The following is a 24,369-nucleotide window of genomic DNA, read 5'->3' on the forward strand; positions in this document are numbered from 1 at the left end:
CTAAAATACAGGTATTCAGTATTCTGCGAAAAGGCGGGTTCTTCATGACAAACAATCGTTCATCCTCTGCGCTTGGCGAATTCATCAAATCGCGTCGTCAGCGGCTTCAGCCTGAAGACTCCGGTATCGACCCGCTTCCCGGACGCCGGCGCACGCCGGGGCTTCGTCGGGAAGAAGTCGCGTATCTGGCGAATATGAGCGTCACCTATTACACCTGGTTGGAACAAGGCAAAGACCTCAATCCGTCCCAGGAAATCCTGCTCAATATCGGCCGCGCGCTGAAGCTTGGCGATTCGGAGCAGAATTACCTTTTTTCATTGGCTGAATCGTCATTGGCTCCGGCCTATGTCGCGGATGCCCGAACCGACATTCCGCTATTGCAGGCATTGGCGAACCAACTGGTCTATCCGTGCTTTATTACGAACGACAGCACGGATGTGCTCGCATGGAACCGCTCCGCCGAACTGCTGATGGCGGACTTCGGCAACACTCCCGAGCCGGATCGGCATGTGATGAACATGGTTTTTTCGAATCCGGGATTTCGGGAACGGCTGTTGAATTGGGATCAGTTTGCCCGTTATACGGCGGCTTGGGTACGTACGAATTTCGAACGCAACAAGCACAATCCGCGGTATATGGAACGATTCGAGCGGCTGAGCCGGGACAGCGGGGAGTTCCGGCGCTGCTGGGATCTGTTCGAGGTCAAAGAAAACCATGTGTGCCCGATGCACTTCCGTCTGCCGGATGGTCAGCGGCTGGATTTCGATATCCACTCCGCCTCGCAGATCGATCAGGACCCGAGTCTGGTCTGGTCGATCCTCGTTCCCGCGCCCGGCACGGATACCGAACAGCGGCTGACCGATTTGCTGAAGCAAAATACCGAATAGCCTTTTTTCTGCTGCCGAACGGGCTTTATTCACGCAAGCGTTTCTTGTAAGGAATAAGCTACGACCCGACAATGCGTATTTTTTGCCGTCTTTTCGCCTTTGCCTTCTGTCGGGCTTGGATCGCGCGGTCCGGCGCCGAGCCTATTAACGCCGTTACCCGTATCAGCCTGCTCTGGTTGGCTTTTCTGCATGGCGGTATGCTGGGCAGGAGTTCAACTACGAGAGGATGATACAGATGCAAACCTGGTTCATTACGGGCGCTTCGGGCGGCCTGGCTATTCATATGACGCGCAAACTGCTGGAACGGGGCGACCGGGTCGCGGCAACCGTACGCAAAGACGGAGTATTGGACGAGTTGAAAAACACGCACGGGGATCGGCTATGGTCCGCGCATCTGGATCTGACGGATGCGGCGCAGATCGAAGAAGTGATCTCGCGCGCTTTTGCCGAGTTGGGAACGATCGACGTGTTCGTCAACAACGCCGCTTACGGCTTATACGGCGCGGTCGAGGAAGCGAGCGACGCGCAACTGAAGCACCAGTTCGATACCAACGTGCTCGGCTCGCTCCGGGCCGCGAGAGCCGCCATGCCTTATTTGCGAAAACAGGGACATGGACATCTGGTGCAGATCTCCAGCTCGGCCGGACATTATTCGATTCCGGGCATGGGCCTGTATTGTTCGACCAAATGGGCGGTGGAAGGCGCCTTTGAAGCCCTTGCCAAAGAAGCCGCGCCGCTGGGCATCCGCTCCACGATGGTCGAGCCGGGCGGCATACGCACCGGATTCCTCGGCGGCAACGCCGCGTACGGCGAACCGATGGACGCCTACCGCGAGCAGGAAGCCGGCCAATTCACCCGCATGATGAAAGGCGAGCTGCCCGGCATGGACACGCCCGAAGCTTTCAACCGCGCCGTCGTCGGCGATCCCGAGAAGATGGCGCAAGCGATCCTCGACCGCTCTGATGCGGGCGAAGGCCCGCTGCGTCTTGCGCTCGGCAGCGACGCCTACGCGGTCATTCGCCAGTCCCTGCTGGAACGGCTGGCGACGCTGGAAGCGCAAAAGGAGCTGGCGTATTCGACGGATGCGGACGATGCGGGGGCGTGAAAGATTGGTGGGAAAACGGAATCGGAACAGACAAAAAAGCGGCCCGGAACGCTCCGGACCGCTTTTTCTCAATAGCATAACTTGAAAAAATCAGATTACGCATGATCGGAAATATTCAAATTTTCCAAAGTCTTTTTCACCGTTTTGCCTTCTTCGACTTGCCGGATCGATTCTTTCAGCCTTTTCATGTTGGTCGGATTATAGAAAGAATCGGTCTGTGTGGTGATATCAAAAGGAATACCGCCTTGACGGATCGACTGTCGGATAAAGATATTGACGGCGGTCGTCATATTTAACCCAAGCTCAGAAAAAAGAAGTTCGGCTTCTTTTTTGACTTCTTCGTCCACTCGAATATTGATATTGGCTTGTGCCATGCTTGTACCTCCTTGAACTGTTTTCTTCTTAATTATAGCAAAAAATATAACGATGTAACAAAAAATGCGCACATGGTAAATACCCTGTGCGCATTTAAAAAGTTAATTCAGTTAAACGATGTTCACTCTGCCGCTGCCGCGATATCCGCCAGCGCCCAGTGCCCGGACGGAACGTCCGGCCAGCGGGAAGCTTCCGGGGCGGTCGGCAGCGCCCGGCCCAATACCCGGTTGAAGACCGCCGCCGCTTCCGCGCGGCTCAGGGCGCGGTCCGGCTCGAAGCGGCCGTCCGGCAAGCCGAGCAGATAGCCGGCTTGCCGCGCGCGGGCAATATCGCCCGCGGCCCAGTGATCGGCCGTGTCGGTGAACGCGGCCGCTCGAAGCGCGGCATCGTCTGCCGCGTTCAGCGCTTTCCAGCGCGCCAACACCGCGGCCAGTTCGCCCCGGGTCACGGGCCGGTTCGGGCCGAAAGCGTCCGCGCCCGTGCCGCGCATCCAGCCGGCTTCGCTGGCGGCGCGCACCGCTTCGGCCGCCCAACTTGCGGCCGCCACGTCGCGGTAGCCGCTGCCGCTCGCAGCTTCGCCGCCGGAAGCTTGCGCGGCTGCGCCTGCGGCTTCTCCCGCGTTTGCTATCGCGTCTGCCCCGGCCGAGGCCGTTCCGGCGGCGCTTTGCCCGCCGCTCAGACGCAGCAGCATGGCAGCCAGCTCTGCCCGCGTAACCGCTTTGCCGGGACGGAAGCTGCCGTCCGGGTAGCCCTGCATATACGATTTGCCGGCCGTGGCCGGATCTTCGCCCGGCGCGCCGTTATGTTGCCCGCCCGAAGCGGCCGGATCGGAAGGTTGAACGGTTCCGTTGCCGCCCGTTGCCGGGTTCGGAGAAGCCGGAACCGAAGGCTGCGAACCCGAAACCGACGGATTTTGCGGCGCCGACGGCGAAGGTGTCGGCGCCGGCGCGTTCCCTCCCGTCGAACCGCCGTTTTCCACGCCTTCTCCCGGCGGCGTCGTGTCCAAAGGGCGGACGAACGTCAGCGTAAAGTCGTCCAGCGTTCCCCACGCTCCGGCATTCGCTTGCACCGAAGCGCCGACGGTCAGGCTGCCGTTTTCCACGCGGATATCCGCGATCTTCGGCTCGTTCCACTGCGCCCAGCCTTTGACCCCGGTCAAGGCTTCGCGTTCCTGCCCTCCGCTCGACGCCAGCAGTTTCATCTCGCTTTGCGTCACGTCGCCGCCCTGGATCGACATAGACAGATCGTAATAACCCGGTTCCAGTCCTTCCACCACCTGCCGTACCCGGAAATTCACGCCTTCGGACGAATAGAAGTGCAGCGAATAATTGCCCGATTTGGCGTCGGAAGCTTTGTTCTGATAAGCCGTATGCGGCACGCTTCCTTCGCCGTACGCGATGGTCCACATGCTGCGGTCGTTATTTTCGAAGCTGCCGTTCAGCAGCAGATTCCGTTTGCGGATCTCCAGCGTAGCTTGCACCGGAATCCCTCCTTCCGCCAGACCGTCGATGCTATACGTGCCCGGTCCTTTTTCCATAGCCGCTTGAAGCGCCGCCTCATTCCAGCTCACGCCGAGCGAACCGGTTGTTCCGTCGTTGTACACGGCTTGCACCACGGTCGGCAGCGTTGCGGGTTCGCCGGCATTGACCGTCACGCGAACCGGAGTAATGCCGTCAACCTTCAGCGGCGCCGTCGCGCCGGTCTTCACGTACTTGAACACGTTGAGCGAAGCCAAAGGCTTGCCCGAAAAATCGAACAACGCCTGGTTATCGACCGCGCTGCCTCCGTACCATTGTCCGGCGTCATGCGGATCGTATTCGGCCGCGAAGCTGGACGCCCAGCCCGATCCGTACGTTTCCCACAGCGTCTTGTTGGCTTCCGCGTTCGACGCAGAACCGACAGGCAGCCAGGCCGGTTCCCAATAAAACACGCCGAGGCCCGCATCCCCGACTTTGGCGACCGCGTCGATCACGTTGCGCACCGACGTGGCCTGCCCTTGCACGCTGACCGGGTAATCGAGCGTTTGACCCGAAGCCTGCGGAGCCGTGTTGCCGTGACCGTCGCCGTCTTCCGAGGTGTACGCGTAGGACGTCTCGGCGACCATGACCTTTTTGCCCGTCGTGTCGGCCACCTGCTTGAGCACGCTCGTCAGATTGCCGAGCGTACCGTGCCAGAACGGATAATACGAACTCGCGAATACGTCGTAATCGACGCCGTATTTCGTCAGTTCCGCCGCGTAACTTGCGTAACGGCCCGCCGATTCCGGATTGGTAAAATGCAGCGCGACGAGGATCGACGGATCGACTTCGCGCACCGCTCCGCTGCCCGCGTTGAACAGCGCCGCGATCGACGCCCAATCTTTTTCGCCGACAAAAAAGCCGTTCGTTTCGTTGCCGATCTGCACCATGCCCACGTCGACGCCCGCCTGGATCAACTGCTCCAAACTGCTTTTCGTATAGTCATGCAGCGCTTGTTCTTTCTGCTCGACCGTGTAGGCTTTCCAAGCTTTCGGCGCCTGCTGTTTGGCCGGATCGGCCCAAAAGTCGGAGTAATGGAAATCGACCAGCACTTTCATGCCGTTGTCCGTGGCGCGCTTGCCGATCTGGATCGCTTTCGCCAGATCGTTGTCTCCGCCGCCGTAGCCGCGTCCTTGCGAATCGTACGGATCGTTCCAAACGCGCACGCGCACATAGTTGACGCCGGACTCATGCAGCGTGGCGAACAAGTCTTTCGGCGCTCCCTGTTCGTCCCGGAACACGACGCCGCTTTGTTCGAGCGCGATCACGCTGGACACGTCGACGCCTTTGATAAACTCATCGCTCAGCCCGTCCACTTTTTGCACGAAAATATCCGCCGCGACCGGCTGGGACGTATCGCTGCCGATTCGCGTCAAACGCACGTCGTCCAAATACCCCCAAGCCGCCGCTTTGCCGCCGAGGGTAGCGCCGACCGCCAATTTATCGACCGGATCGGGCAGCACAAATTTCACGGAGACTGTGCCCCAGTTGTTGTATCCGGTCGTCGGAGCGACAGCCGCCGATTGTTCCGTGCCCGCGAACAGCGCCACCTGACCGGCTTCGTCGCCCGATCCGCCCATCGATTGAGCGGTCAGCTCGTAGCTGCCTGCCGGAAGGTCGTACACGTTCTGACTGACCGTGATCGACTGCGGCGCGGGCGCCGAACTTTTGATCCAATATTTGAACGCATGACCGCCTTCGACCGGATTGATCCAGCTATCGTCGGCATACGCGAAACGGCTGATCTCTACCTGATCCCAGTCCGACGGCGCCACGTTCCAGGATAACCCGTCCCAAAAATCCGCTTCGAACCCTCCGTTGACGACCTGCGGTTCGATCGAAGACGCGGCCGGATCGGCGTTCGCTTTCGACGGTTGGAACGGCAGGCTGCCGAGTATCGTCACCACAGCCAGCAGCAACGGCCAAACCCGTTTTTTTCTACCCATTTCACTCATCTCCCCTCTGTCTATGAAGCGTTTACATTTTAGACTGTGATCACTATATCAACTGCCGCAGGGAAGCGGATACGGGATTATTGCAACATTTCGTGTGTTTCGGAAAGGGATTGCGCTTTTCGGAGAGGATCGCTATAATCGTCATAATCCATGCTGAAGGAGTCGGTTGCCATGCAGGCCATCTTATTTACTCAACTTCATCATCACAAGCAGCGTTAGCACCCCCGAGCAGAAAATCCGGGGCGGGCTAACGCTTCTCGCGTTGGCCTCCCTGCGGCATAGCAACACGCGCAGGACCAAGAGGTCCTGCGCGTTTTTTTGTTTTCCGGCATCACCTATCACAATCACGGAGAGGACGAACCCCTATGCAAAACGTAAAAGGCACGTATGATTTTTTCGGTAACGAGCAGGCGATCCGCCGCAAAGTCGAGACGACGCTTCGGACGCTTTTCGAAAGCTACGATTTTGACGAGATGAATTCCACGATTCTGAACGAACTGGAGCTGCTGGCCTCGAAATACGCGGGCGGCGATGAAATTCTGAAAGAAATGTACCAACTGACCGATCAGGGACAGCGCAAACTGGGACTCCGCTACGATCTGACGATTCCTTTTGCCAAAGTCATCGCGCTGAATCCCGGTATCGAACTGCCGTACAAACGCTACGAGATCGGCAAAGTGTTCCGCGACGGCCCGGTCAAAAAAGGACGCCTGCGCGAATTTCTGCAATGCGACGCGGACGTGGTAGGGATTGCCGGGCCGCAGGCGGAAGCCGAATTGATGCAGCTCGCCGCCGAAGCTTTTCGCAGGTTGGAGATTCCGGTCGTGATTCGCTGGAACAACCGCAAGCTGCTCGGCGAGACGCTGGAATCGCTCGGCGTGCCGGCGGAATCGCGCTCCTCGGTCATGCTGACGTTGGACAAGCTCGACAAGATCGGGCGGGAAGGCGTGCTGCGGGAATTGGCGGGAAAAGAACTATCCGCCTCCGCCGCCGAGTCGATCGTTCGCCTGACCGAAGCGCCTGTCGGGAATTTCGAAGCCTGGGTGACAGCCTGCGGCATAGCAAACGGCGACGGGGCAAACGAAGCTCGTGCGCTCGCCAAACTACTGGAACGCCTGGGACTACACTCCGTTTGCCGCTTCGATCCTTTTCTTGCCCGGGGGCTGTCTTTTTACACGGGTACGGTGTACGAAATCTTCGACGCTTCCGGCCGTTTCACGTCCAGTCTGGGCGGCGGCGGACGGTACGACAATATCATCGGACAGCTCGTGGAACGACCGGACATCGCGTACCCGACCGTCGGCCTGTCGTTCGGAATGGAGTCGATCATGGCGATGCTGGCGGAACGGCCGGCGACCCTCCCTCAACCAAGCGTGCTGGTGGTGCCGATCGGCGAAGATATGCTCGCTCCCGCGCTGGAAACGGCTGCTTTGCTGCGTGCGGACGGGATTCGGACAGCCGTCGAACCGATCGGACGCAAGTTGAAAAAATCGTTGGCTTCGGCGTCGGTGCGCGGGATTCGCTGGGTGGTTCTGATCGGAGAGAACGAAGCGGCGGCAAGGCAGGTTCAGCTCAAAGATATGACGGAAAAAAGCGAGCAACGGCTGACGCCGGCGCAAGCGCTGGACTGGGTCAAAGGCGCAGCAGCGCCGAACGGCGAGGATACAAGCAGGTAACGAGTCTTCCCGATCGGCGCTCCCCGCCGCTTCGGCCCCGCCGGTTCCGAGTTCCTTTTCGAGCCGAATACGGATTGAGCGCCACGCCACAGAAGGGGTAAAATAGGGATCAGCAAGCAAAAGCCTACAAATCCGAAAAGGAGACGGTTGCCGCTATGAAAGTCACTCTCCGCATGATCGACCGACAGCTCAGGATAAAAGGCGTCATCATGAAAGCTCTCACGCAAAAATCGACCGAAGCCAAGTACATCGCGTCGGCCAAAAGCGCCAAAAAAGCGCTGGAATCGCGAAAAGGCAAAAAGATCGACGGGCTGCGCTGCGACGAGCTATGGATTCCCGGCCGCGACGGCGGGCAGATTCGCGTTCGGATCTATCGTCCGCTGCACGAAGCCGCGAATATGCCGGGCATTCTGTGGCTGCACGGCGGCGGTTATTCGCTGGGCCTGCCCGAGTTGAACACGGATATGTACAAAAACCTGATCGCTACCCGGGATTGCGTCATCATCGCGCCGGATTACCGGCTGTCGATCGACGCTCCTTATCCGGCCGCGCTGCACGATGCCTACGACACGCTGCTGTGGATGCAAAAAAACGCGGCCGCTTTCGGTATCCGCGCCGATCAGCTGATGGTCGGCGGCGAAAGCGCGGGCGGCGGTCTGAGCGCGGCTTTGGCGTTGTACGCCCGCGATCTCGGCGAAGTGAAGCTGGCGTTCCAGATGCCGCTTTATCCCATGATCGACGACCGGATGCAAGGACAATCGGCGAAGGACAACAATGCCCCGATCTGGGATTCGCGTTCCAACGAATGGGCTTGGAGATTGTATCTGGGCGAATGGTACTGTCGGGACGACGTTCCGCCGTACGCCGCCGCGGCCCGGGCAACGGACTACACCGGATTGCCGCCCGCCGTGACGTTCGCCGGAGAGTTGGAGCCGTTTCGCGACGAAACGATTCGGTACGTGGAACATTTGCGCGCAGCGGGCGTAACGGCGGAGTTCGAGCTGTATCCGGGGTGCTATCATGCGTTCGACATGATGTGTCCGAAAGCGGAGGTGAGTAAACGGGCGACGGCGTTTTTGATGCGGGCGTTCGGGGAGGCGGCGTATCGGTATTTTGCGGCGCAGCCGCCGGACTTTTCCTTTTCCGCGACTGGACGGATCGACGCAAGCCGGGAATGAAGAGGTCGACGCAAATGAAGGGATTGGATAGAAGCATGATGAAATAAGTGCGTTTGTGCAACTATTTCGCTTCATTTTTTCGCAAATTCTAAATTAAGTGCTCAGATACAACTATTTGAGCAAAAAAGACGTAAATCGGCGTCAGATCGAGAAAATAGATGTATATACGCACTTATTTGATTTAGATCGCTAAAATCGAAGAAAATAAGTGTACTTTTGCACTTATTCGCAAAAATCATGTCTGCTATCGGATACGTGATTGGCGAATGCCTAACCTGACCCAAACTCCTTCTCTTTCAACAGAAAAGGCTGTTCCGCAACCGAGTAACGGTTTCGCGGACAGCCTTTTTTCAAATCCTGCTTTCTTGTTAAGCACTTATTCTAATCTTGTTCGTTACCGGTTCGCCGCGATCGGACGCTAGCTTCGCACTTCCGCGATCTTCTCCAACCCCAGCGCCTCCGCCGTCGAATCAAAGATCTCCTTAAACAACTCCGGCTCGTCCGACAAGCGCACGCCGTAAGAAGGAATCATCGCCTTGATCTTCTCCTGCCACTGCGGCATCTGATCCGGGAAGCAGCGCTGCATCACTTCGAGCATGACATGGACCGCCGTCGAAGCGCCCGGCGAAGCGCCGAGCAAAGCCGAGACCGAACCGTCCGCGGCGCTGACGACTTCGGTGCCGAATTGCAGCGTGCCTTTGCCTTGCGGCGTGTCTTTGATGACCTGCACGCGCTGGCCCGCTACGACGACTTCCCAATCTTCGTCTTTCACATCCGGGATAAACTCGCGCAACTCCGCGATCCGCTGGGCGTTCGAGAGCATGAGCTGCTGCACCAGATATTTGGTCAGCCCCATTTCTTTCGCGCCGGCCGCCAGCATCGTCAGCAGATTGCTCGGCTTGACCGAACCGATCAGGTCCATGTTGGAACCGGTCTTCAGGAACTTCGGCGTGAAGCCCGCGAACGGGCCGAACAGCAGCGCTTTTTTTCCGTCGATATAACGCGTGTCCAAGTGAGGCACGGACATCGGCGGCGCGCCCAGCTTGGCTTTGCCGTATACTTTCGCATGATGCTTTTCCGCGATCGCCTGGTTTTTGCAAACCATGAACAGACCGCTAACCGGGAATCCGCCGATATGCTTGGATTCCGGAATGCCCGTTTTTTGCAGCAAAGGCAGACTGGCGCCCCCCGCCCCGATAAATAGGAACCGCGCCTCGTGCTGCTCGACCTGATTGTTGTTCAGATTCTGCACCTTCACGCGCCAACCGCCGCCTTCCGCGCGTTTGATGTCTTTGACCGCGTAGCGGTAGTGCACCTCGACGCCTTGCGTTTTGAGGTGATCGAACAGCAAACGGGTAAGCGCGCCGAAGTTCACGTCCGTGCCGGAATCGATCTTGGTCGCCGCGACTTTTTCCGACGCTTCCCGGCCCTGCATCATCAGCGGAATCCATTCCTGAAGCTGACGGTGATCCTCCGAATAGTCCATGCCCTGGAACAACGGATTTTCTGATAGCGCTTTAAATCGCTTGCTAAGGAATTCGACATCCTTGTCTCCGGCCACCCAGCTCATATGCGGAATCGGACGGATAAATTCGCCTGGATTGCGCAGCAAGCCTTGTCGCACCAGATGCGTCCAGAACTGCCGGGATAGCTGGAACTGCTCGTTGATATTGACGGCTTTCGTGATATCGATCGAGCCGTCCGCTTTTTCCGTCGTATAGTTGAGTTCGCATAATGCCGCATGGCCCGTGCCCGCATTGTTCCATTCGTTGGAGCTTTCTTCGCCGGCGCTCGGCAATTTCTCGAACGTTTTGATTTCCCATTCCGGCGACAGTTCTTTCAGCAAGGTTCCGAGCGTCGCGCTCATGACTCCGGCCCCGATTAAGATCACGTCTGTTTTTTTCACTACGCTGCTCATCACAAAACCTGCCTTATCCAGTATATTTGCCAAGGGAGCATTCTCATTTTCAAAAAAATCGTGTCTATGTTTACTATAAACCAAAATCCAGCCAAATCCTATTGCTTTACCGTATAAAAGTGCGCAGTCTCTTTTCCATTGTACACCATTTCCGCCAGCGCCTTGAACGCATTTCCTTTTCAACCCCATGAATGAAACCGATGCCCGCCGCGCTGCGTATCAGCAGGGATACTATCTTTCCGAAGGAGACTTCCTTAATGATGCTCAAAAAACACAACCGTTCCATCCTCCGCTTTGTACTGGCTATTCTTATGATTGTGGTGGGCATTCTGATGTCAAAAGATAACCTGATCGCCGGCATTTTCAGCTTGGCCGTGGCGACTTACGCGCTGGTTAGCGGCATCCTGTGGCTGCGGGTAGAAAGACGCCCTCAAGTCAGCACGAATCCCAGCAAACCTGTCAAACGCAAAAAGTAATCCTCCTTGCACCCAAACCATAGATTCCATACGAAAACCGGACAGGAACGGCGAGCCTTTCGCCGACTCTTGCCCGGTTTTTTGGGCTGTTACTCAGCCAGTCCGAACCGGTCGCCCAGATCCTGGATCGGATATACGTAACCACGCGAATCCGGCATTTGGAACGGACGATGCAGGATCAACCGCCAATCGCCTTCAAAAGTACGGAAGAACATTCCATGCCCGCTGTCTTCTTTGACCAACGGATCAAGCTGTTCCCACGGGCCTTCCAGCTTGCCGCTCGTCGAGCGTGCGATCGTCTGCACATAGCTGCCGTGCTCGTAGCTGGACCAGAGCATATTCAGACTGCCGTCCGATGTGCGGTACAATTGGCAACCGTCCGTGACATAGACGAGCGGTTCGGCATCGGCGGACGGCTCGCTTTTTTCCGCTTCGTCCGTCGTTTCCGATACCAGCCACGGCGCCGCCGAACCTTTCAGCAGCAGAATCGGCTCGCCGACTGCGGAAGACAGATCGTCACTCAACCGAACCGCCTCGATCGTTCCGTCCAGCGTCTGCACCCATTCATGGCAATACACCATCCACGGATGGCCTTCCTCGTCGAGATACAGCGTCCCATCCAGCGTCATATAATCGGAAGGCACCACCGGACTTTCCGGATTCAGCAGCTCGAAAGGCCCTTCCGGCGAATCGCTCACAGCCGTCGCGGTCCCCCGCCAATGCTTCGCATAACCTTGCACCGGATCGCCTTCCAGCGGACGGCCTTCGTTATGCAGCGTCACGAACAAATAATACCGGCCGTTATGCTCATGCACCTCCGGCGCCCATGCCCCATGCTGCGGGTCCGCCCAGCAATCGTCCGGGATCGCGAATACGACGTAGGGACCTTCCCATTCTTCCAGGTCTTTGCTCTTGTAAACCAGTACGCCGTGGCGGTCGACCCCGTTCAATCGGGGAGCCGCTCCGCTGTACAGATAGTAGGTACCGCTGTTCGGATCGGCAAGGACAAACGGGTCATGAACCGGCATATCGGCAAGGCGATGGCCTCCCTGCGGATTCTGCACGTCGGAAGCGGCATTGTGGGCGGGCTGGACAGACATGGGATCAGCTCCTTCGGAATTTTGTTTACGCTTACAATTATCTCTACTATAACGGTGAAGTTTCTTGGGATGCAAGTCCGGAACATCAACCTAACCTTTTTTAGAAAAATGGTTTCCAAATCGAATACCAATTTCTTTATTAAAGATAATAATGATTGAAATTATCTGTTTAGTTGAATATAATTTAAATGCTAGATTGCTAGGTTATTTAAACCTTTATTGTCATGAACAACTACTTCATTGAACGCTTCGTATTTGATATACTGAATCGTTTTAATAGATAAAAAAAGAGGGATGATCGACTTGAAAAATGCTTTGAAAAAATCTTTTCTGGCTCTGCTCGTCGTTTTATTTTGTAGTGTTGGCTTTAACAATTCCGCGTATGCCGCCAGTGTAGGCCAAAAACTTACAGCGCCGGAAAGTGGCTGGCAGCGATACGACTCTATTCATCAAAATATTAAATACTCGGAAAACTGGGGCAATCACAGCGTGGCCACATATTACCAAGGTTCCATTCGGGCAACGACAACGCCAGGCAGCACAGCTTCTTTCAAATTCGAAGGCTCCAAGCTCAGAATTATTTCCGATTCTACGGACGATGGAACGCATAGCGATAAAATAGAAGTTAAAATTGATGGTAACGTTGAATATTTTTCAGTTTGGCGTAGACTCGGTCATCAGTACCTGGTATATGAAAAAACAGGCTTGACTCCTGGTGTTCACGAAGTCGTGATCACATCGTTGGATAGCCGAAACGCTACGCTGGACGCTTTCGACATCGACGGTACGATATTGCCGATTGAAGAACAACAGCCGCCGCAAGAGGAGCAACCCCCGCAGGAACAGCCTCCTCAAGAACAACCTAGCAACGAGCGTGCGATTTTGACGGTTACATTGACTACCGGTTTGGAAAAAGAATTCGACCTGTCTAAACAAGAAGTGGACGATTTCATCAACTGGTATAGCCAAAAAGGGCAAGGCGTTGGATTGAACCAATACGCAATCAGCAAACACGACAATAACAAAGGTCCGTTCAAAAACAGGAAGACTTATATCATTTTTGATAAAGTTCTTACTTTCGAAGTCGACGAATATACCCCAGACGACGATAATTAATCTTTCAAAATAAAAATGACTGCTCCCAAAGCCGTAAAACGACTTTAGAGCAGTCATTTTTTGATTTAAAATAAACTAAAAATCGAACCATTTCACAAAGGAGCCCTCCCCCATGAACATGCGCAGAATCCGTTACCTTATCGATCTGATCGAATGCCGCAGCTTTACCGAGACCGCCCGGAAAAATTTCGTATCGCAGACCACCGTCAGCCAGCAGATCGCGACGCTGGAAGACGAATTCGGCGTGCTGTTGATCGACCGGAAGCAGACCCCGATCGAGCCGACGGAAGCGGGACGCGTTTTTTACCGGGAAGCCGTGCTGCTATGGAAGCAATACGCGCGGATGCAGACCAGCATGGACAACTATCGCCAGCATCGTACCCGTTCGCTCAGCATCCAATATTCGGCGGTGACGGATATGCAAACCCTGCTTCGACGCATTCCTTCGTTTCGGGAAAAGTATCCGGACATCCGGCTTGAACTCAACAAAGTGCTGCTCAAGGATGCCGCCGACTATCTGCTCAAAGGCATCTGCGACGTCGCGATCGCGTTCGATTCGGAATTTGCCAACCGTCCGGAAATCCGTACCTTTTCGCTGTATCACGGACGCTACTGCGCGGCAGTCGGTCCCGGTCATCCGCTGCATACTTATTCCACGCTTTCAAAAAAAGAACTTTATCGCTACCCGCTCGTCATGCTCAATCCCGACGCGATCGGCGGCTCGTACGAGCTGATGATCGAACATGCGGCGCAGGACGGTTACCGCCCGGATATTGCGCGCAGCGTGGACGATGTGGAGACCGAGCTTTTTTATATCGTGACGGAGCAGTTGATCGGCTTTTTCCCTGAACATTACAAGCTGCCCGCGCTCAGCGAAGAGATTGCCCTGATCCCGATCGAAGACTCTCACCACACTTTTCGAATCGAGGCCGGGTATCTGAAGCATAGCGAAAATCCGGCGCTTGAGGCATTTTTGACCCATTTGCGAGAACCGATCTAATTCTGCATTGCGTTCTCCAATAGGTCATTATGTTTTCGCGTTAGACTTTGTTATTTTTTTCACATATCATGAACTCATAAGAACCCCAGCGGTTCCGCAAGCGAAAATTCCGAAGGAGTGACGATGGAGATGGGTAAACTTTTGCTGACAGGCGTAGACGGTAATCTGGGCGGGCAAGCGGCTGAATATTTGGTAAATCTGGTGGATCGCGATCGTCTGATCTTTTGTGCATACAATCCGGCTTCGCTGCAAAAATACGCGGAGATGGGCATCGAGACGCATGTGACCAACTTCAATCATATCGACGGATTGGCCGAAGCTTTCGCGAAGGCGGAAAAAGTGGCGCTGATCTCCATGCCGTTCGTCGGCGAGAAACGCCAGGCGGCGCACCGCAATGTCGTGGACGCGGCCAAACAAGCGGGCGTAAAGCAGCTCGTGTACACGTCGCTGGTGAACGCGGCCGACGAGACGAATCCGAGCGTGGAAAAGCTGGACCATGTGTACACCGAAGATTATGTCAAAGCCGCCGGATTGGACTACATCTTCCTGCGCAACTCGCAGTACGCGGAAGCGATGGTCACCAACTACTTTACGTACGCGAAAAGCGACGGCGTGTTGAAAAACAACCAGGGCGACGGCAAGATGGCCTACATTTCGCGCAAAGACTGTGCCAAAGCCGTCGCGTATGCGCTGGCTTCCACCGATTACAGCCAAGCGACATTGAACATCAACGGTCCCGAGCTGATGACAATGACAGACTTTATCCATATCGGCAACGAGGTCACGGGCAGCGCGGTCACGTATCAGGAAACGACGGACGAAGAAAACTACGCCGTATTCGACGCAATGGGCGTGCCGAGAACGACGGACGGCGTATTCGCGAAAGGCTCGGAAGCTCCTTTCTCGTCTGAAGGCATGGTCACGTTCGGCCAAGCGATCCGGATGGGCAAAATGGACGCGTTTACGGATGATTTCAAAAAGCTAACCGGGCAAGATGCGTTGACGGTACGGCATATGTTCGAACACGCGGACGAGTTTCAGGTCGGAGAACGGCATTCGCAAGATCAGTAACAGACAGGTTGAAAAAGGCCGACGTTCCGCATAAGGAACGTCGGCCTTAAGTTGTCGAGAAAGTCACGCAAGTGCGGGATGCGCGGGGAGCAAGGGATACGCATCAAGCGCGTCAAACGGGAAAAGCTAAGCCCGAAAAGCTCAAATTCAGACCATCCATAATTTGATTTTTGAGAATAAGTGCGAATATACACTTATTTTCTTCGTATTTTTCTATTTCGAGAGAATAGATGCAGATATGCACTTAATTCCTCTGTATTCTACTCTTTTACGCGTTTTTTCTTCAAATAAGTGTATATACGTACTTATTTGAAAATTCGGGAGCGAATCGGACGAAATAAGTGTATTTGTGCACTTATTTCAACAAATCCCGCTCCCGTCGGGATTCCGCAGCGCTTCCAGCACCAACTGTGCTTCGTACCCGTCGCGGAAATCGTACACCGTCCCTTGTTCCCCGTTCAAAATCCGCAAAATCTGTCCGAAAATCGGTAGATGCGCGCCTTCTTCATCGTCTGCATCCACCGGGACGGCTTGCGGTTCTTCGCCCGCTGTTCCGACGAACAAATTCCCCCAGTTTTCCAATGCGACCGTTCCTTCCGATCCCTGAACGACCAGCGATACGCGCTCTTCGCCTTCGCGACGATCCGTGCCGGACAGGTGAATCTCCAGCCCGCTATCCAACCGCAGCACCGCCTTCGCGACCGTCTCGCACAAGTTCTCGTCAGCCGGGAATTCCACTTCGCTGCGCACCGCCACGATCGGGCCGAACGTCTGCTGGATCATGTTGATCCAATGAATGCCGACTTCCAGCAGATAGCCGCCTTCGCGACGCGTGCCGATCCAATCGTTCTGCTGCCAGGCTCTCGGCCAGCTCGGAAACTCCAGATACAGATCGGCGCGTTCGATGTCTCCGGCTACGCCTTGCTCGATCAGCTCCCGAAACTTCAATGCGGCCGGTTCCAGCGGGAACGAGAAATGGACCACATTCAACCGATCCGACTTTTTCGCCCACTCCGCCATTTCTTTCGCTTCTTCCAGACTGTTCGCTAACGGCTTTTCGCAAAAAATATGGATGCCCCGCTCGAAAGCCAGCTTTACCGCTTCGTAGTGCATGGACGGCGGAACCGCGATATACACCAGATCCGCGTCCGTTTCCGCCAATAGCGTCCGGTAATCCGTATACAATTTCGGCGCGCCGATCACGGTCTCGCTTTCGCGCCGCAAATTCTCTTCGCCGCTGTCGCACAGCGCGACCAATTCCACCTGCTCCGCATAACGCGGCACAAGCCGGTGAATCATGTTGCGTCCCATGTTGCCGAGGCCGATCACGGCCAGTTTGATCGTATTCATCCCTGTAAGTCCCTTCTGTTTCCGATTCAAAAAATCACCCGGTCAAAATAAAACCCGGTTCTCCAGCATCTTTTTCAAACTAACATGCAGCTTCGACGGTCCGAACACGACCAACCGTTCCTGAAAGGCCGTCAGTTCCTCGATCGAAGACGTACGCACCGTAATCAAATAATTGAAGTCCCCGCCGATCCGGTGCAGATCCGTCACTTCCGAAGCAGCCAGGCAAAAATCCGCCAGCTCTTTGCAGCGTTCCGTGTTCAACAGCACAAAAGCAGTCGTGCCGCGATGCAGCTCGGACATCCCAAGTACCGCCGCGTAACCGCCCAGGATGCCTTTGTCTTCGAGCTTCGCGATGCGTTCTTTGACCGAAGGCTGCGACATCGACACCTCGCGGCCGATCTGCGCGATCGTCATTCTCGCGTTTTCGCGCAGCAACTGCATAATGCGGCGGTCCGTATCGTCGATCGGCAATCCTTTCATGTTCATCCTCCGTTTCCACGAACTAAAGCTTTTGTTTCCGAATTCCTTACTTTCCTTCCCTATTGTACGCCAAAGACCTTCGTTATCCGATTTTTTTCGCGCCGTCGAATTTTTATAATTAAACCTGTTCACTCATTCTACATTCCACTTATAAAAGGAGCCGATCCCTATGACCGTTCACGGACTTGCCCATGCGGCGATTCAAGCCCAAGACTATGCAGCCACGCTCGAATTTTATATCCAGGTTCTCGATTTCCGCCTCGGACATCACTGGAGCCTTCCCGCCTTCAATCTGGAACAAGCCACGATGCTGGTCTCCGCCGACGGCCGTACTTGTCTCGAAATTTTCGATCCGCAAGCGGAAATTCCGGCTCAAGGGCGAAAAGCTCGCGCAGCGGACGAAATCGCTCACGGCGCGCTGCTGCATTTGGCTTTTTACGTCGACGATGTTCAAGAAACATACGAAAAGGCTCTTGCCCACGGGGCAAGAACCTATGTAGCGCCCGCCACGATGCAGCTCGGCGAGCCGCCGCTGACCGTACGCAACGCTGTCGTGCATAGTCCGAACGGCGAAGTGATCGAGTTTTTGGAAGCTGCCGACTTCACGCGAAAAGAAAGCTGAAGCGCCGTACGCCGACGCTCCCAGCGTTCAATCTTCAGTCCTCGACCAAAAACCCGGCTTTTTGCAGCGCGGCGCAGGCTTTATCCAATCGGCTTTCGTCCGGCGCGGAGATCGTATGCAGATGAATGCCGTCCGTCAGTTCCGACAAATACGAGGCCCCGGTCGCCGTGATCCGTTCGATAAACTCGTAGACTTCGCTGCGCGTGCTGACGCGAATCAACGCCGTCAACTGGCCGTACACCGGATGCTCGATGATGACGTCGTCGACGCTGACCCCGTAATCCACCAAGAGCAGCAGTTCTTCTTCCGTACGGGAAGGATCATGCTTGCAGGCGATGATGCGTTCGGATCGCGGCTCTTTGTTTTCCGTGAGATAAATATAGCCTTGGCTGGTCGCCAGAATGGCATGGTTTTTGGCTTTGAGCAGCGTCATGTCCTGAACGATGACCTGACGGGATACGGACGCCCGGCGCGCCAGCTCGCTTCCGGTCAGCGGCGAAGATTCTTGCAGCCAGGACAGCAGCTTCTGCCGCCGCTGGTCGCCCGTTAATTTGATTTCTTCCATAGGGATGCGGGACTCCCTTCTCTATTTGGTTTGCGCAAGCTCATGCAACGCCTGCACCAGCCGATCCAAATGCTGCGTCGTCGTATGCGGACCGAAGGAAATGCGGAAAAACGAATGTCCTTCTCCCGCCGACAGGCCGAGTGCGGTTAAGGTATCGGGAATGTCTTGATGACCCGAGGAACAGGCGCTGCCCGTGGAGATGCACAGCCCTTTACGGTTGCATTCCAGCATAACATATTGGCCCTCGTAGCCCAACCCGGCGCAGCCGGCGATATGGGGCAAAATATTCCGTTCGTTTCCGGGCAGGCGATCCGTGACCACATAAGCAGGCAGCTCATATTCGCGAAAACGTTCCGTCAGGTATGTTCGAAGGGACACGTATTGCTCCGTCCGCTGCTCGATCAATCCGCATGTATGCACGGCGGAGGCAGCGAAAGCCGCAATCGCCGGCACATTGACCGTTCCCGGACGGAAGCCGCCTTCGTGCAAGGATTCCGGGTATACCGAAGCATAAGTCGCGCCGGGACGAATATAAACCGCGCCGACGCCTTTCGGCCCCTGCACTTTATGCGACGAAATCGACAACGCGTCCACACCCAGCTCGTCGACCGAAAATCCTATTTTTCCGAACGATTGAACCGCGTCCGTATGCAGCAAAATTCCCTTTTCGCGCAAAAAGGTTCCGATCTCCGCCAACGGCTGCACCAGCCCCGTTTCCGAGTTCGCATGCTGCACCGACACCAATCCGGTATCCGGTCGCAGCAGCGGCTCGATCCGCTCCGGCGTGATCCGCCCCCGGGCATCCGGCCAGATCAGCTCGACTTCGTATCCCAGCTCGACCAACCCGTTTGCGGCCAGCTTGACCGAATGGTGCTCCAGCGCCGAAACCAGCACATGCCTGCGCTCCGCAGGCAAGCTTCGTGCCAATCCCTGGATGGCCAGCAGATTCGATTCGGTGCCTCCGCTCGTGAAAAACAGCCTGTCCGGCTCTCCCCCGATCAATCCGGCGACAAACGCCCGGCTTCGTTCCAAAATATGCGCGGCTTGTCCGCCTCCGTCATGCAAACTGCTCGCGTTGGCGTATACGTCCCGGCTCATCGTCATTAAAGTTTGCAAAGCTTCCTCGCACAGGGGCGAAGACGCGGCGTAATCCAAATAAATCATCTCAAACTCCTTTTCCGGCATAAATCCGGCCAATGTTGTCGTTACACTTGAGTTTAGTTTATGTTTGTGTAAATATAGGTGTCAAGACACCTGTACGTTAATTTGTAAACATTCTGAAGAAGAGAGTGGATCGATCTTGCCCAAGCCATCTGTAATCGTCATCGGAGCCGGAGCGGCAGCCCTTTCGCTGATCGCGTCTTTGCCGGAAGGCTGCTCTGTTCGGCTTCTCACCAAAGCTTCCGTGCGCAGCGGCAACTCCATGCTGGCTCAAGGCGGCATTGCCGCCGTTCATTTGCCGCAAGATTCCGTGGCTTCGCATATCGAAGACACGTTAACGGCCGGAGACGGCCATACCGATGTCGCTGTCGTAGCCGATCTGTTGGCGGAAGGCAGCGCATACGTACATCGTTTGGCGGAAAACGGCTTTCCTTTCGATCGCGACGCGCAGCAGCAAATCCGGCTCGGTCTGGAAGGCGCCCATTCGTTCAACCGGATCTTCCACGCGGGCGGCGACGCTACGGGACGCATATTGACCGAGCATCTGCTTGCAAGCATTCCGGGTGACGTCTCGATTCTGGAGCACACCCATGTTTTGAAACTGATCGTGGAAAAAGGGCGCTGCACTGGAGTGATTGCGCGGCACGAAGGGAAATTGGCTACGTTCCACGCCGATTCCGTCATCATCGCCAGCGGCGGCTGCGGAAGTCTCTATGCCAACCACAGCGGCGATGCCGGCATTACGGGAGACGGCCTGATGCTCGCCTACGAAGCGGGAGCGGAATTGTGCGATCTGGAATTCATGCAGTTTCATCCGACCTTATTGGTGAAAAAGGGCACAACCTACGGCCTGATTTCCGAAGCGGTACGGGGAGAAGGCGGGGTGCTGCGCGATGAAAGCGGCCTCGCGATCATGGACGGCAAGCATCCGCTCGGCGATCTGGCTCCGCGCGATATCGTCGCCCGGGCGATTCACGAACAGATCCAGAGCGGACATGACGTGCATCTGGATATCCGCGATTGCGCGAACTTCACGGAGCGTTTTCCGACGATCACGGGCATTTTGAACAAAGCGGGCATCGAACTTGAAGCGCAAAAAATCCCGGTCGTGCCGGGCATGCACTTCATGATGGGCGGAATCAAGGTCGATACGCACGGCTGCACCGCGGTTCCCGGATTGTACGCGATTGGCGAAGCGGCCTGCACCGGTCTGCACGGCGCGAACCGTCTGGCCAGCAACTCGCTGCTTGAAGCACTGGTTCTGGGGCAACGGGCGGCGCGGCACGGCTTTGACCATTCGCTACGTAACGGTGCGATAAGCCGTGAGCCTGACCTATCCAGCGATTCGGTAAGCAACGAAAGTAGCGACCCCCATGATCTGCTAACCTGCAACTCCGATGCTCCCGGCTCTACGCCGACAATCGGAAATCTTGCATGGACGGTGCCGCATACCACGCTACCCGAGCTTCAGCGGCAGATGAGCCGGCACGCTTCGATCGTGCGCCATGCCGAAGGACTGAAGCAGTTGGAACACTGGCTGAACGATCTGCCTAGCGAAGAAGTACCGCTATCGGACCTCACCCGGGAACAAGCGGAATTGGCCCGACTCTGGCAGCTCGCCCGTCTGGTCGTGGCTTCGGCGCTACTGCGCACGGAAAGCCGCGGCGCGCATTATCGGGCCGATTATCCGACGCGCCTCGATTCGCAGTGGTCGGGACGCACGGTCACGCATATCCGGTCGACTGCCCCCATTTTGCATAACGAAAGGACAACCGAAGCATGCAGCGTATCGCGTTAAGAAAAATGTTGGAACGGTTTTATATGGAAGATATCGGCAGCGGGGATCTGAGCGCGCAACTGATCTCGGACCGTGACAATCAGCAGGCGGTCATTTATGCCAAGCAAGACGGGATCGTGGCCGGGGTCGATGTGATTGTCGAAGCCTGTTCCCTGCTGGATGGTCAGGTGCGCGTTTCTCTGTTAAAAAAAGACGGCGACTCTATCGCATACGGCGAGCCGATCGCCACGCTGTCGGGCAACCCTTCGATTCTGCTGACGGGCGAGCGCGTGGTCTTGAATCTGCTTCAGCGCATGTCGGGTATCGCCACGGCGACACGCAACGCCGTCGAGACGCTGAACGACCCGACCATTCGCGTCTGCGATACCCGCAAAACGACGCCGGGACTGCGCATGCTGGAAAAATACGCGGTCACGGCCGGCGGCGGCTACAACCACCGGTTCGGCTTGTACGACGGCATCATGATCAAAGACAACCATATCGCCGCGGAAGGCTCGATTACGGCCGCCGTCGCCAAAGCGAAAGCCAAACACGGGCATATGGTCAAAATCGAGGTCGAGATCGAGGACGAAGAGCAACTTCGCGAAGCGATTGCCGCAGGCCCGGACATCATCATGTTCGACAACTGCGATCCCGATACGGTCAGGCATTTTGCAAAAATAACGCCGCCGCAGATCGTCACGGAAGCTTCCGGCGGTATCGATATGCGCACGCTGCACGCCTATAAAGGCACAGGCGTGCATTATATCTCGCTCGGATTTTTAACCCATTCGGTGTCCAGCCTGGATATCAGCATGGACATCGTAGCCAGTCACGAACGCATGCAAAGCGCAGAAAGGTAGGAAAACAGATGTCGATATTCAATGAAGTCATGCCGCAGTATCCTATGATGCCGCCCGCGTACCGCGAACTCCCGACAGAGGAAATGGAGCGTCGGGTCCGGGAAATCAAGCAAAAGCACGGCGACGAGCTGCTTATTCCCGGACACCATTACCAGCGCGACGAAGTGATCCGGTTTGCCGATATGACCGGAGATTCGCTGGAGCTGGCGCGTCTGTCCGCCCAAAACACCCAAGCGCGCCATATCGTGTTTTGCGGCGTGCATTTTATGGCCGAAACGTGCGATATCCTTACCCAGCCGCAGCAAAAAGTCATTTTGCCCGATATGCGCGCAGGCTGTTCGATGGCGGACATGGCGAATATGGCCCAGACCGAGATCGCCTGGCGCCTGCTGACCGAGCAAGTCGGAGATAGCATTTTGCCGCTTACGTACGTCAATTCCACCGCCGAGATCAAAGCGTTCGTGGGACGTCACGGCGGCGCGACCGTCACCTCGTCCAATGCCCGGCAAGTCATCGCTTGGGCGCTCAAGCAGCGCAAACGCATCCTGTTTCTGCCGGATCAGCATTTGGGGCGCAATACGGCGTTCCAGCTCGGCATTCCGCTGGACGAGATGGCGGTGTGGGACCCGTATGCGCAGCGTCTGCTCACCGACCGGGACCCGGAAGACATCCGTATCCTGTTATGGAAAGGACACTGCTCGGTACACGAGAAATTCACCGTCGCGCAGATCGAAGAAACCAAGCGTCTCGACCCGGAAGTCCGCGTGATCGTCCATCCGGAATGCACGCATGACGTGGTGATCGCGGCCGACGATGCCGGTTCCACCAAATACATCATCGACCGGATCAACGAAGCGCCTCCCGGCAGCAAATGGTCGGTCGGCACGGAAATGAATCTGGTTCGCCGCCTTGCCGCGCAGCACCCGGAGCAGCAGATCGTCTCGCTCAACCCGGATCTGTGCCCGTGCCTGACCATGAACCGGATCGATCTGCCGCATCTGCTCTGGTCGCTGGAATGTATCGACCGCGGCGAACCGATCGGCATTATCCAAGTGCCGGGCGAGATCGCCGAAGACGCCAAAAGCGCGCTTGAACGCATGTTCGAGCACGTGTGACGCCCCTTTTCCGATCAGCGGATACAAAATTACGGATACAGGGTTAGGATCAAGCCGCCGCGGTTATCGCCTGACAGGGCATAGTCGCGGCCTTTTGGTATTTTCAACTCGGACAGACGTTCGGGCGCGTAATAGCAGACCTCGTACTTTTGGCCGTTCACGGTCGTGGAGATCGCTTCTTTTTCCTCCAACATGTCCAGATATTCTTCCAGCACCCAATTGTTTTTCTTCATCAACACGCTGTGCGGCAAACCGACGTAACGAAAATGCCACGGCTCGAACGAGATGCCCGTAATCTCCGTTTTATCCGCCGGATAGCGTAACACGAAGCCGTAGCGGGCCGCGTTTTTCTCCAGCCACTTACCTTCCTTCGCTTCGGCCATCGGGCCTTCCGTCGAACCGATATCCAGCGCCAAGCCCAGATGATGCTCGCTGTAGCCGGGCGGGAGCGCGTAATCGGAACCTTTTTCCTTATACAACCGGCTTTGTTCCAGTTCGTCCCGATACCCGCTGCTGATCATAAAATGCTCGATCCCTTCATTCGCGGCCGCATCCACCATGACCACGAATTTCAACGCTACCCCGCGCGACAGCCGAATATCGCGCTCGAGCAGCGACGCCGGCCCCGTCAACTCCGAATGGCCGAACAGCTCCGTCACGTCCGGCTGCGTCCCTTGCGGCCGGATCGGCGAATCGCTATTCACCAGCAGCAGATCCCCCGTATACAGCTGCTCCTCCATGACCTGCAACGATTGGCCGCTGCTCCGCAGCGCAATCTCCTGAATCAGTCCGTCCGCCGACTCTGCCGAACCGCTCCTTTGCTCCACCAGCTTGGATACGGCAATGATCAACAGCAATATGATAATCAGCGTAGTGAACCCCCACTTTTTCATGCGACTAAATCCTCCCCATCCCTCTTCTCCCTTAACCATAGAAGAAGACGTTTAAGAAAAAGCACGCACGAACCTAAAGTTTTTCTTAAAACGGGGGGTCGGCTAGGGCGTGTCTTCAAACCTCGATGGAAGCAGATTTGGACGAATTTTCGTTCTCGGCAAGGAACTT

21 protein-coding genes are annotated in these 24,369 nt (G+C 56.1%); 12 read left to right on the forward strand and 9 right to left on the reverse strand.

The features are described 5' to 3' along the window. Positions 1-44: 44 nt before the first annotated feature. On the forward strand, positions 45-887 hold the full coding sequence (locus WKI47_RS17790) for a helix-turn-helix transcriptional regulator (RefSeq protein WP_340228506.1): 843 nt from the start codon (positions 45-47) through the stop codon (positions 885-887). A gap of 235 nt (positions 888-1,122) precedes the next feature. Next, entirely contained in the window at positions 1,123-1,992 is an 870-nt protein-coding gene (locus WKI47_RS17795) for an SDR family oxidoreductase (RefSeq protein ID WP_340228507.1), read from the forward strand. Between the two features lie 95 nt (positions 1,993-2,087). Here WKI47_RS17795 and WKI47_RS17800 read toward each other — a convergent pair whose 3' ends face one another. Both WKI47_RS17800 and WKI47_RS17805 read right to left on the reverse strand, forming a co-directional pair. Further along, positions 2,088-2,366, reverse strand: a complete 279-nt coding sequence (locus WKI47_RS17800; RefSeq protein WP_340228508.1) for a type II toxin-antitoxin system RelB/DinJ family antitoxin — start codon at positions 2,364-2,366, stop codon at positions 2,088-2,090. Between the two features lie 122 nt (positions 2,367-2,488). After that, positions 2,489-5,830 (reverse strand): glycosyl hydrolase 53 family protein, encoded by a 3,342-nt coding sequence (locus tag WKI47_RS17805; RefSeq protein ID WP_340228509.1) that lies wholly within the window; start codon positions 5,828-5,830, stop codon positions 2,489-2,491. Positions 5,831-6,204: 374 nt separating this feature from the next. Between WKI47_RS17805 and WKI47_RS17810 the strand changes: the two genes are divergently transcribed. Both WKI47_RS17810 and WKI47_RS17815 read left to right on the forward strand, forming a co-directional pair. Beyond that, positions 6,205-7,515 (forward strand): histidine--tRNA ligase, encoded by a 1,311-nt coding sequence (locus WKI47_RS17810; protein ID WP_340228510.1) that lies wholly within the window; start codon positions 6,205-6,207, stop codon positions 7,513-7,515. A 155-nt stretch (positions 7,516-7,670) separates the two neighbouring features. Then, positions 7,671-8,693 (forward strand): alpha/beta hydrolase, encoded by a 1,023-nt coding sequence (locus WKI47_RS17815; RefSeq protein ID WP_340228511.1) that lies wholly within the window; start codon positions 7,671-7,673, stop codon positions 8,691-8,693. A 418-nt stretch (positions 8,694-9,111) separates the two neighbouring features. Here the strand turns inward: WKI47_RS17815 and WKI47_RS17820 are convergent, their stop codons facing one another. After that, entirely contained in the window at positions 9,112-10,611 is a 1,500-nt protein-coding gene (locus tag WKI47_RS17820) for a malate:quinone oxidoreductase (RefSeq protein WP_340228512.1), read from the reverse strand. Between the two features lie 257 nt (positions 10,612-10,868). Here WKI47_RS17820 and WKI47_RS17825 point away from each other — a divergent pair, with 257 nt between their 5' ends. Next, positions 10,869-11,087 carry a hypothetical protein gene (locus WKI47_RS17825; RefSeq protein WP_340228513.1) on the forward strand — a complete coding sequence of 73 codons (219 nt, stop codon included), beginning with the start codon at positions 10,869-10,871 and terminating at the stop codon, positions 11,085-11,087. 89 nt (positions 11,088-11,176) lie between these two features. Here the strand turns inward: WKI47_RS17825 and WKI47_RS17830 are convergent, their stop codons facing one another. Beyond that, the gene (locus tag WKI47_RS17830) at positions 11,177-12,187 is read right to left on the reverse strand and encodes a glycoside hydrolase family 43 protein (RefSeq protein WP_340228515.1); all 1,011 of its coding nucleotides are present in this window, start codon (positions 12,185-12,187) and stop codon (positions 11,177-11,179) included. A gap of 303 nt (positions 12,188-12,490) precedes the next feature. On the opposite strand from WKI47_RS17830, the gene WKI47_RS17835 reads away from it, so the two are divergent. The 3 genes from WKI47_RS17835 (at position 12,491) to WKI47_RS17845 (ending at position 15,374) form a co-directional block, all read left to right on the forward strand. Continuing rightward, positions 12,491-13,303: a bacterial surface protein gene (locus tag WKI47_RS17835; protein WP_340228517.1), complete on the forward strand. Its 813-nt coding sequence runs from the start codon at positions 12,491-12,493 to the stop codon at positions 13,301-13,303. Between the two features lie 112 nt (positions 13,304-13,415). Then, complete coding sequence (locus WKI47_RS17840) at positions 13,416-14,303, forward strand: LysR family transcriptional regulator (protein WP_340228519.1); 888 nt, start codon at positions 13,416-13,418, stop codon at positions 14,301-14,303. Positions 14,304-14,432: 129 nt separating this feature from the next. Then, complete coding sequence (locus tag WKI47_RS17845) at positions 14,433-15,374, forward strand: NAD(P)H-binding protein (protein WP_340228520.1); 942 nt, start codon at positions 14,433-14,435, stop codon at positions 15,372-15,374. A 360-nt stretch (positions 15,375-15,734) separates the two neighbouring features. Here WKI47_RS17845 and WKI47_RS17850 read toward each other — a convergent pair whose 3' ends face one another. Continuing rightward, positions 15,735-16,724: a Gfo/Idh/MocA family oxidoreductase gene (locus tag WKI47_RS17850; protein ID WP_340228521.1), complete on the reverse strand. Its 990-nt coding sequence runs from the start codon at positions 16,722-16,724 to the stop codon at positions 15,735-15,737. Positions 16,725-16,766: 42 nt separating this feature from the next. Continuing rightward, the gene (locus WKI47_RS17855) at positions 16,767-17,204 is read right to left on the reverse strand and encodes an Lrp/AsnC family transcriptional regulator (RefSeq protein WP_340228522.1); all 438 of its coding nucleotides are present in this window, start codon (positions 17,202-17,204) and stop codon (positions 16,767-16,769) included. A 169-nt stretch (positions 17,205-17,373) separates the two neighbouring features. On the opposite strand from WKI47_RS17855, the gene WKI47_RS17860 reads away from it, so the two are divergent. Continuing rightward, complete coding sequence (locus WKI47_RS17860; RefSeq protein WP_340228523.1) at positions 17,374-17,826, forward strand: VOC family protein; 453 nt, start codon at positions 17,374-17,376, stop codon at positions 17,824-17,826. A 34-nt stretch (positions 17,827-17,860) separates the two neighbouring features. On the opposite strand, the gene WKI47_RS17865 is transcribed toward WKI47_RS17860, so the two are convergent. Then, a complete protein-coding gene (locus WKI47_RS17865; RefSeq protein WP_340228524.1) occupies positions 17,861-18,391 on the reverse strand; it encodes a transcription repressor NadR in 531 nt (176 codons plus the stop codon). 21 nt (positions 18,392-18,412) lie between these two features. After that, on the reverse strand, positions 18,413-19,555 hold the full coding sequence (locus tag WKI47_RS17870) for an IscS subfamily cysteine desulfurase (RefSeq protein WP_340228525.1): 1,143 nt from the start codon (positions 19,553-19,555) through the stop codon (positions 18,413-18,415). Positions 19,556-19,691: 136 nt separating this feature from the next. Between WKI47_RS17870 and nadB the strand changes: the two genes are divergently transcribed. Genes nadB through nadA form a run of 3 tightly spaced genes read left to right on the forward strand, consistent with a single transcriptional unit; the run spans position 19,692 to position 23,307 of the window. Further along, the gene (gene nadB / locus WKI47_RS17875) at positions 19,692-21,350 is read left to right on the forward strand and encodes an L-aspartate oxidase (protein WP_340228526.1); all 1,659 of its coding nucleotides are present in this window, start codon (positions 19,692-19,694) and stop codon (positions 21,348-21,350) included. Beyond that, complete coding sequence (gene nadC, locus WKI47_RS17880; protein ID WP_340228527.1) at positions 21,332-22,192, forward strand: carboxylating nicotinate-nucleotide diphosphorylase; 861 nt, start codon at positions 21,332-21,334, stop codon at positions 22,190-22,192. Before nadB ends, nadC begins: the two co-directional genes overlap by 19 nt. Positions 22,193-22,200: 8 nt before the next feature. Next, positions 22,201-23,307 carry a quinolinate synthase NadA gene (nadA, locus tag WKI47_RS17885; protein ID WP_340228529.1) on the forward strand — a complete coding sequence of 369 codons (1,107 nt, stop codon included), beginning with the start codon at positions 22,201-22,203 and terminating at the stop codon, positions 23,305-23,307. Between the two features lie 29 nt (positions 23,308-23,336). Here the strand turns inward: nadA and WKI47_RS17890 are convergent, their stop codons facing one another. Beyond that, on the reverse strand, positions 23,337-24,200 hold the full coding sequence (locus WKI47_RS17890; RefSeq protein WP_340228530.1) for a M15 family metallopeptidase: 864 nt from the start codon (positions 24,198-24,200) through the stop codon (positions 23,337-23,339). Positions 24,201-24,369: the final 169 nt, after the last annotated feature.

The organism is Saccharibacillus sacchari (assembly GCF_037722395.1).
GTDB classification, from domain to species: Bacteria; Bacillota; Bacilli; order Paenibacillales; family Paenibacillaceae; genus Saccharibacillus; species Saccharibacillus sacchari_A.

What these genes read in the sequence shown, in the direction of transcription:
- WKI47_RS17805 (WP_340228509.1), bottom strand. Translation starts at nt 5,830, where the DNA reads ATGGGTAGAAAAAAACGGGTTTGGCCGTTGCTGCTGGCTGTGGTGACG.
- WKI47_RS17850 (WP_340228521.1), bottom strand. Translation starts at nt 16,724, where the DNA reads ATGAATACGATCAAACTGGCCGTGATCGGCCTCGGCAACATGGGACGC.
- WKI47_RS17820 (WP_340228512.1), bottom strand. Translation starts at nt 10,611, where the DNA reads ATGAGCAGCGTAGTGAAAAAAACAGACGTGATCTTAATCGGGGCCGGA.
- WKI47_RS17825 (WP_340228513.1), top strand. Translation starts at nt 10,869, where the DNA reads ATGATGCTCAAAAAACACAACCGTTCCATCCTCCGCTTTGTACTGGCT.
- WKI47_RS17840 (WP_340228519.1), top strand. Translation starts at nt 13,416, where the DNA reads ATGAACATGCGCAGAATCCGTTACCTTATCGATCTGATCGAATGCCGC.
- WKI47_RS17795 (WP_340228507.1), top strand. Translation starts at nt 1,123, where the DNA reads ATGCAAACCTGGTTCATTACGGGCGCTTCGGGCGGCCTGGCTATTCAT.
- WKI47_RS17865 (WP_340228524.1), bottom strand. Translation starts at nt 18,391, where the DNA reads ATGGAAGAAATCAAATTAACGGGCGACCAGCGGCGGCAGAAGCTGCTG.
- WKI47_RS17830 (WP_340228515.1), bottom strand. Translation starts at nt 12,187, where the DNA reads ATGTCTGTCCAGCCCGCCCACAATGCCGCTTCCGACGTGCAGAATCCG.
- WKI47_RS17870 (WP_340228525.1), bottom strand. Translation starts at nt 19,555, where the DNA reads ATGATTTATTTGGATTACGCCGCGTCTTCGCCCCTGTGCGAGGAAGCT.
- WKI47_RS17815 (WP_340228511.1), top strand. Translation starts at nt 7,671, where the DNA reads ATGAAAGTCACTCTCCGCATGATCGACCGACAGCTCAGGATAAAAGGC.
- WKI47_RS17855 (WP_340228522.1), bottom strand. Translation starts at nt 17,204, where the DNA reads ATGAAAGGATTGCCGATCGACGATACGGACCGCCGCATTATGCAGTTG.
- WKI47_RS17790 (WP_340228506.1), top strand. Translation starts at nt 45, where the DNA reads ATGACAAACAATCGTTCATCCTCTGCGCTTGGCGAATTCATCAAATCG.
- WKI47_RS17845 (WP_340228520.1), top strand. Translation starts at nt 14,433, where the DNA reads ATGGGTAAACTTTTGCTGACAGGCGTAGACGGTAATCTGGGCGGGCAA.
- WKI47_RS17800 (WP_340228508.1), bottom strand. Translation starts at nt 2,366, where the DNA reads ATGGCACAAGCCAATATCAATATTCGAGTGGACGAAGAAGTCAAAAAA.
- nadA (WP_340228529.1), top strand. Translation starts at nt 22,201, where the DNA reads ATGTCGATATTCAATGAAGTCATGCCGCAGTATCCTATGATGCCGCCC.
- nadC (WP_340228527.1), top strand. Translation starts at nt 21,332, where the DNA reads ATGCAGCGTATCGCGTTAAGAAAAATGTTGGAACGGTTTTATATGGAA.
- WKI47_RS17890 (WP_340228530.1), bottom strand. Translation starts at nt 24,200, where the DNA reads ATGAAAAAGTGGGGGTTCACTACGCTGATTATCATATTGCTGTTGATC.
- WKI47_RS17860 (WP_340228523.1), top strand. Translation starts at nt 17,374, where the DNA reads ATGACCGTTCACGGACTTGCCCATGCGGCGATTCAAGCCCAAGACTAT.
- WKI47_RS17810 (WP_340228510.1), top strand. Translation starts at nt 6,205, where the DNA reads ATGCAAAACGTAAAAGGCACGTATGATTTTTTCGGTAACGAGCAGGCG.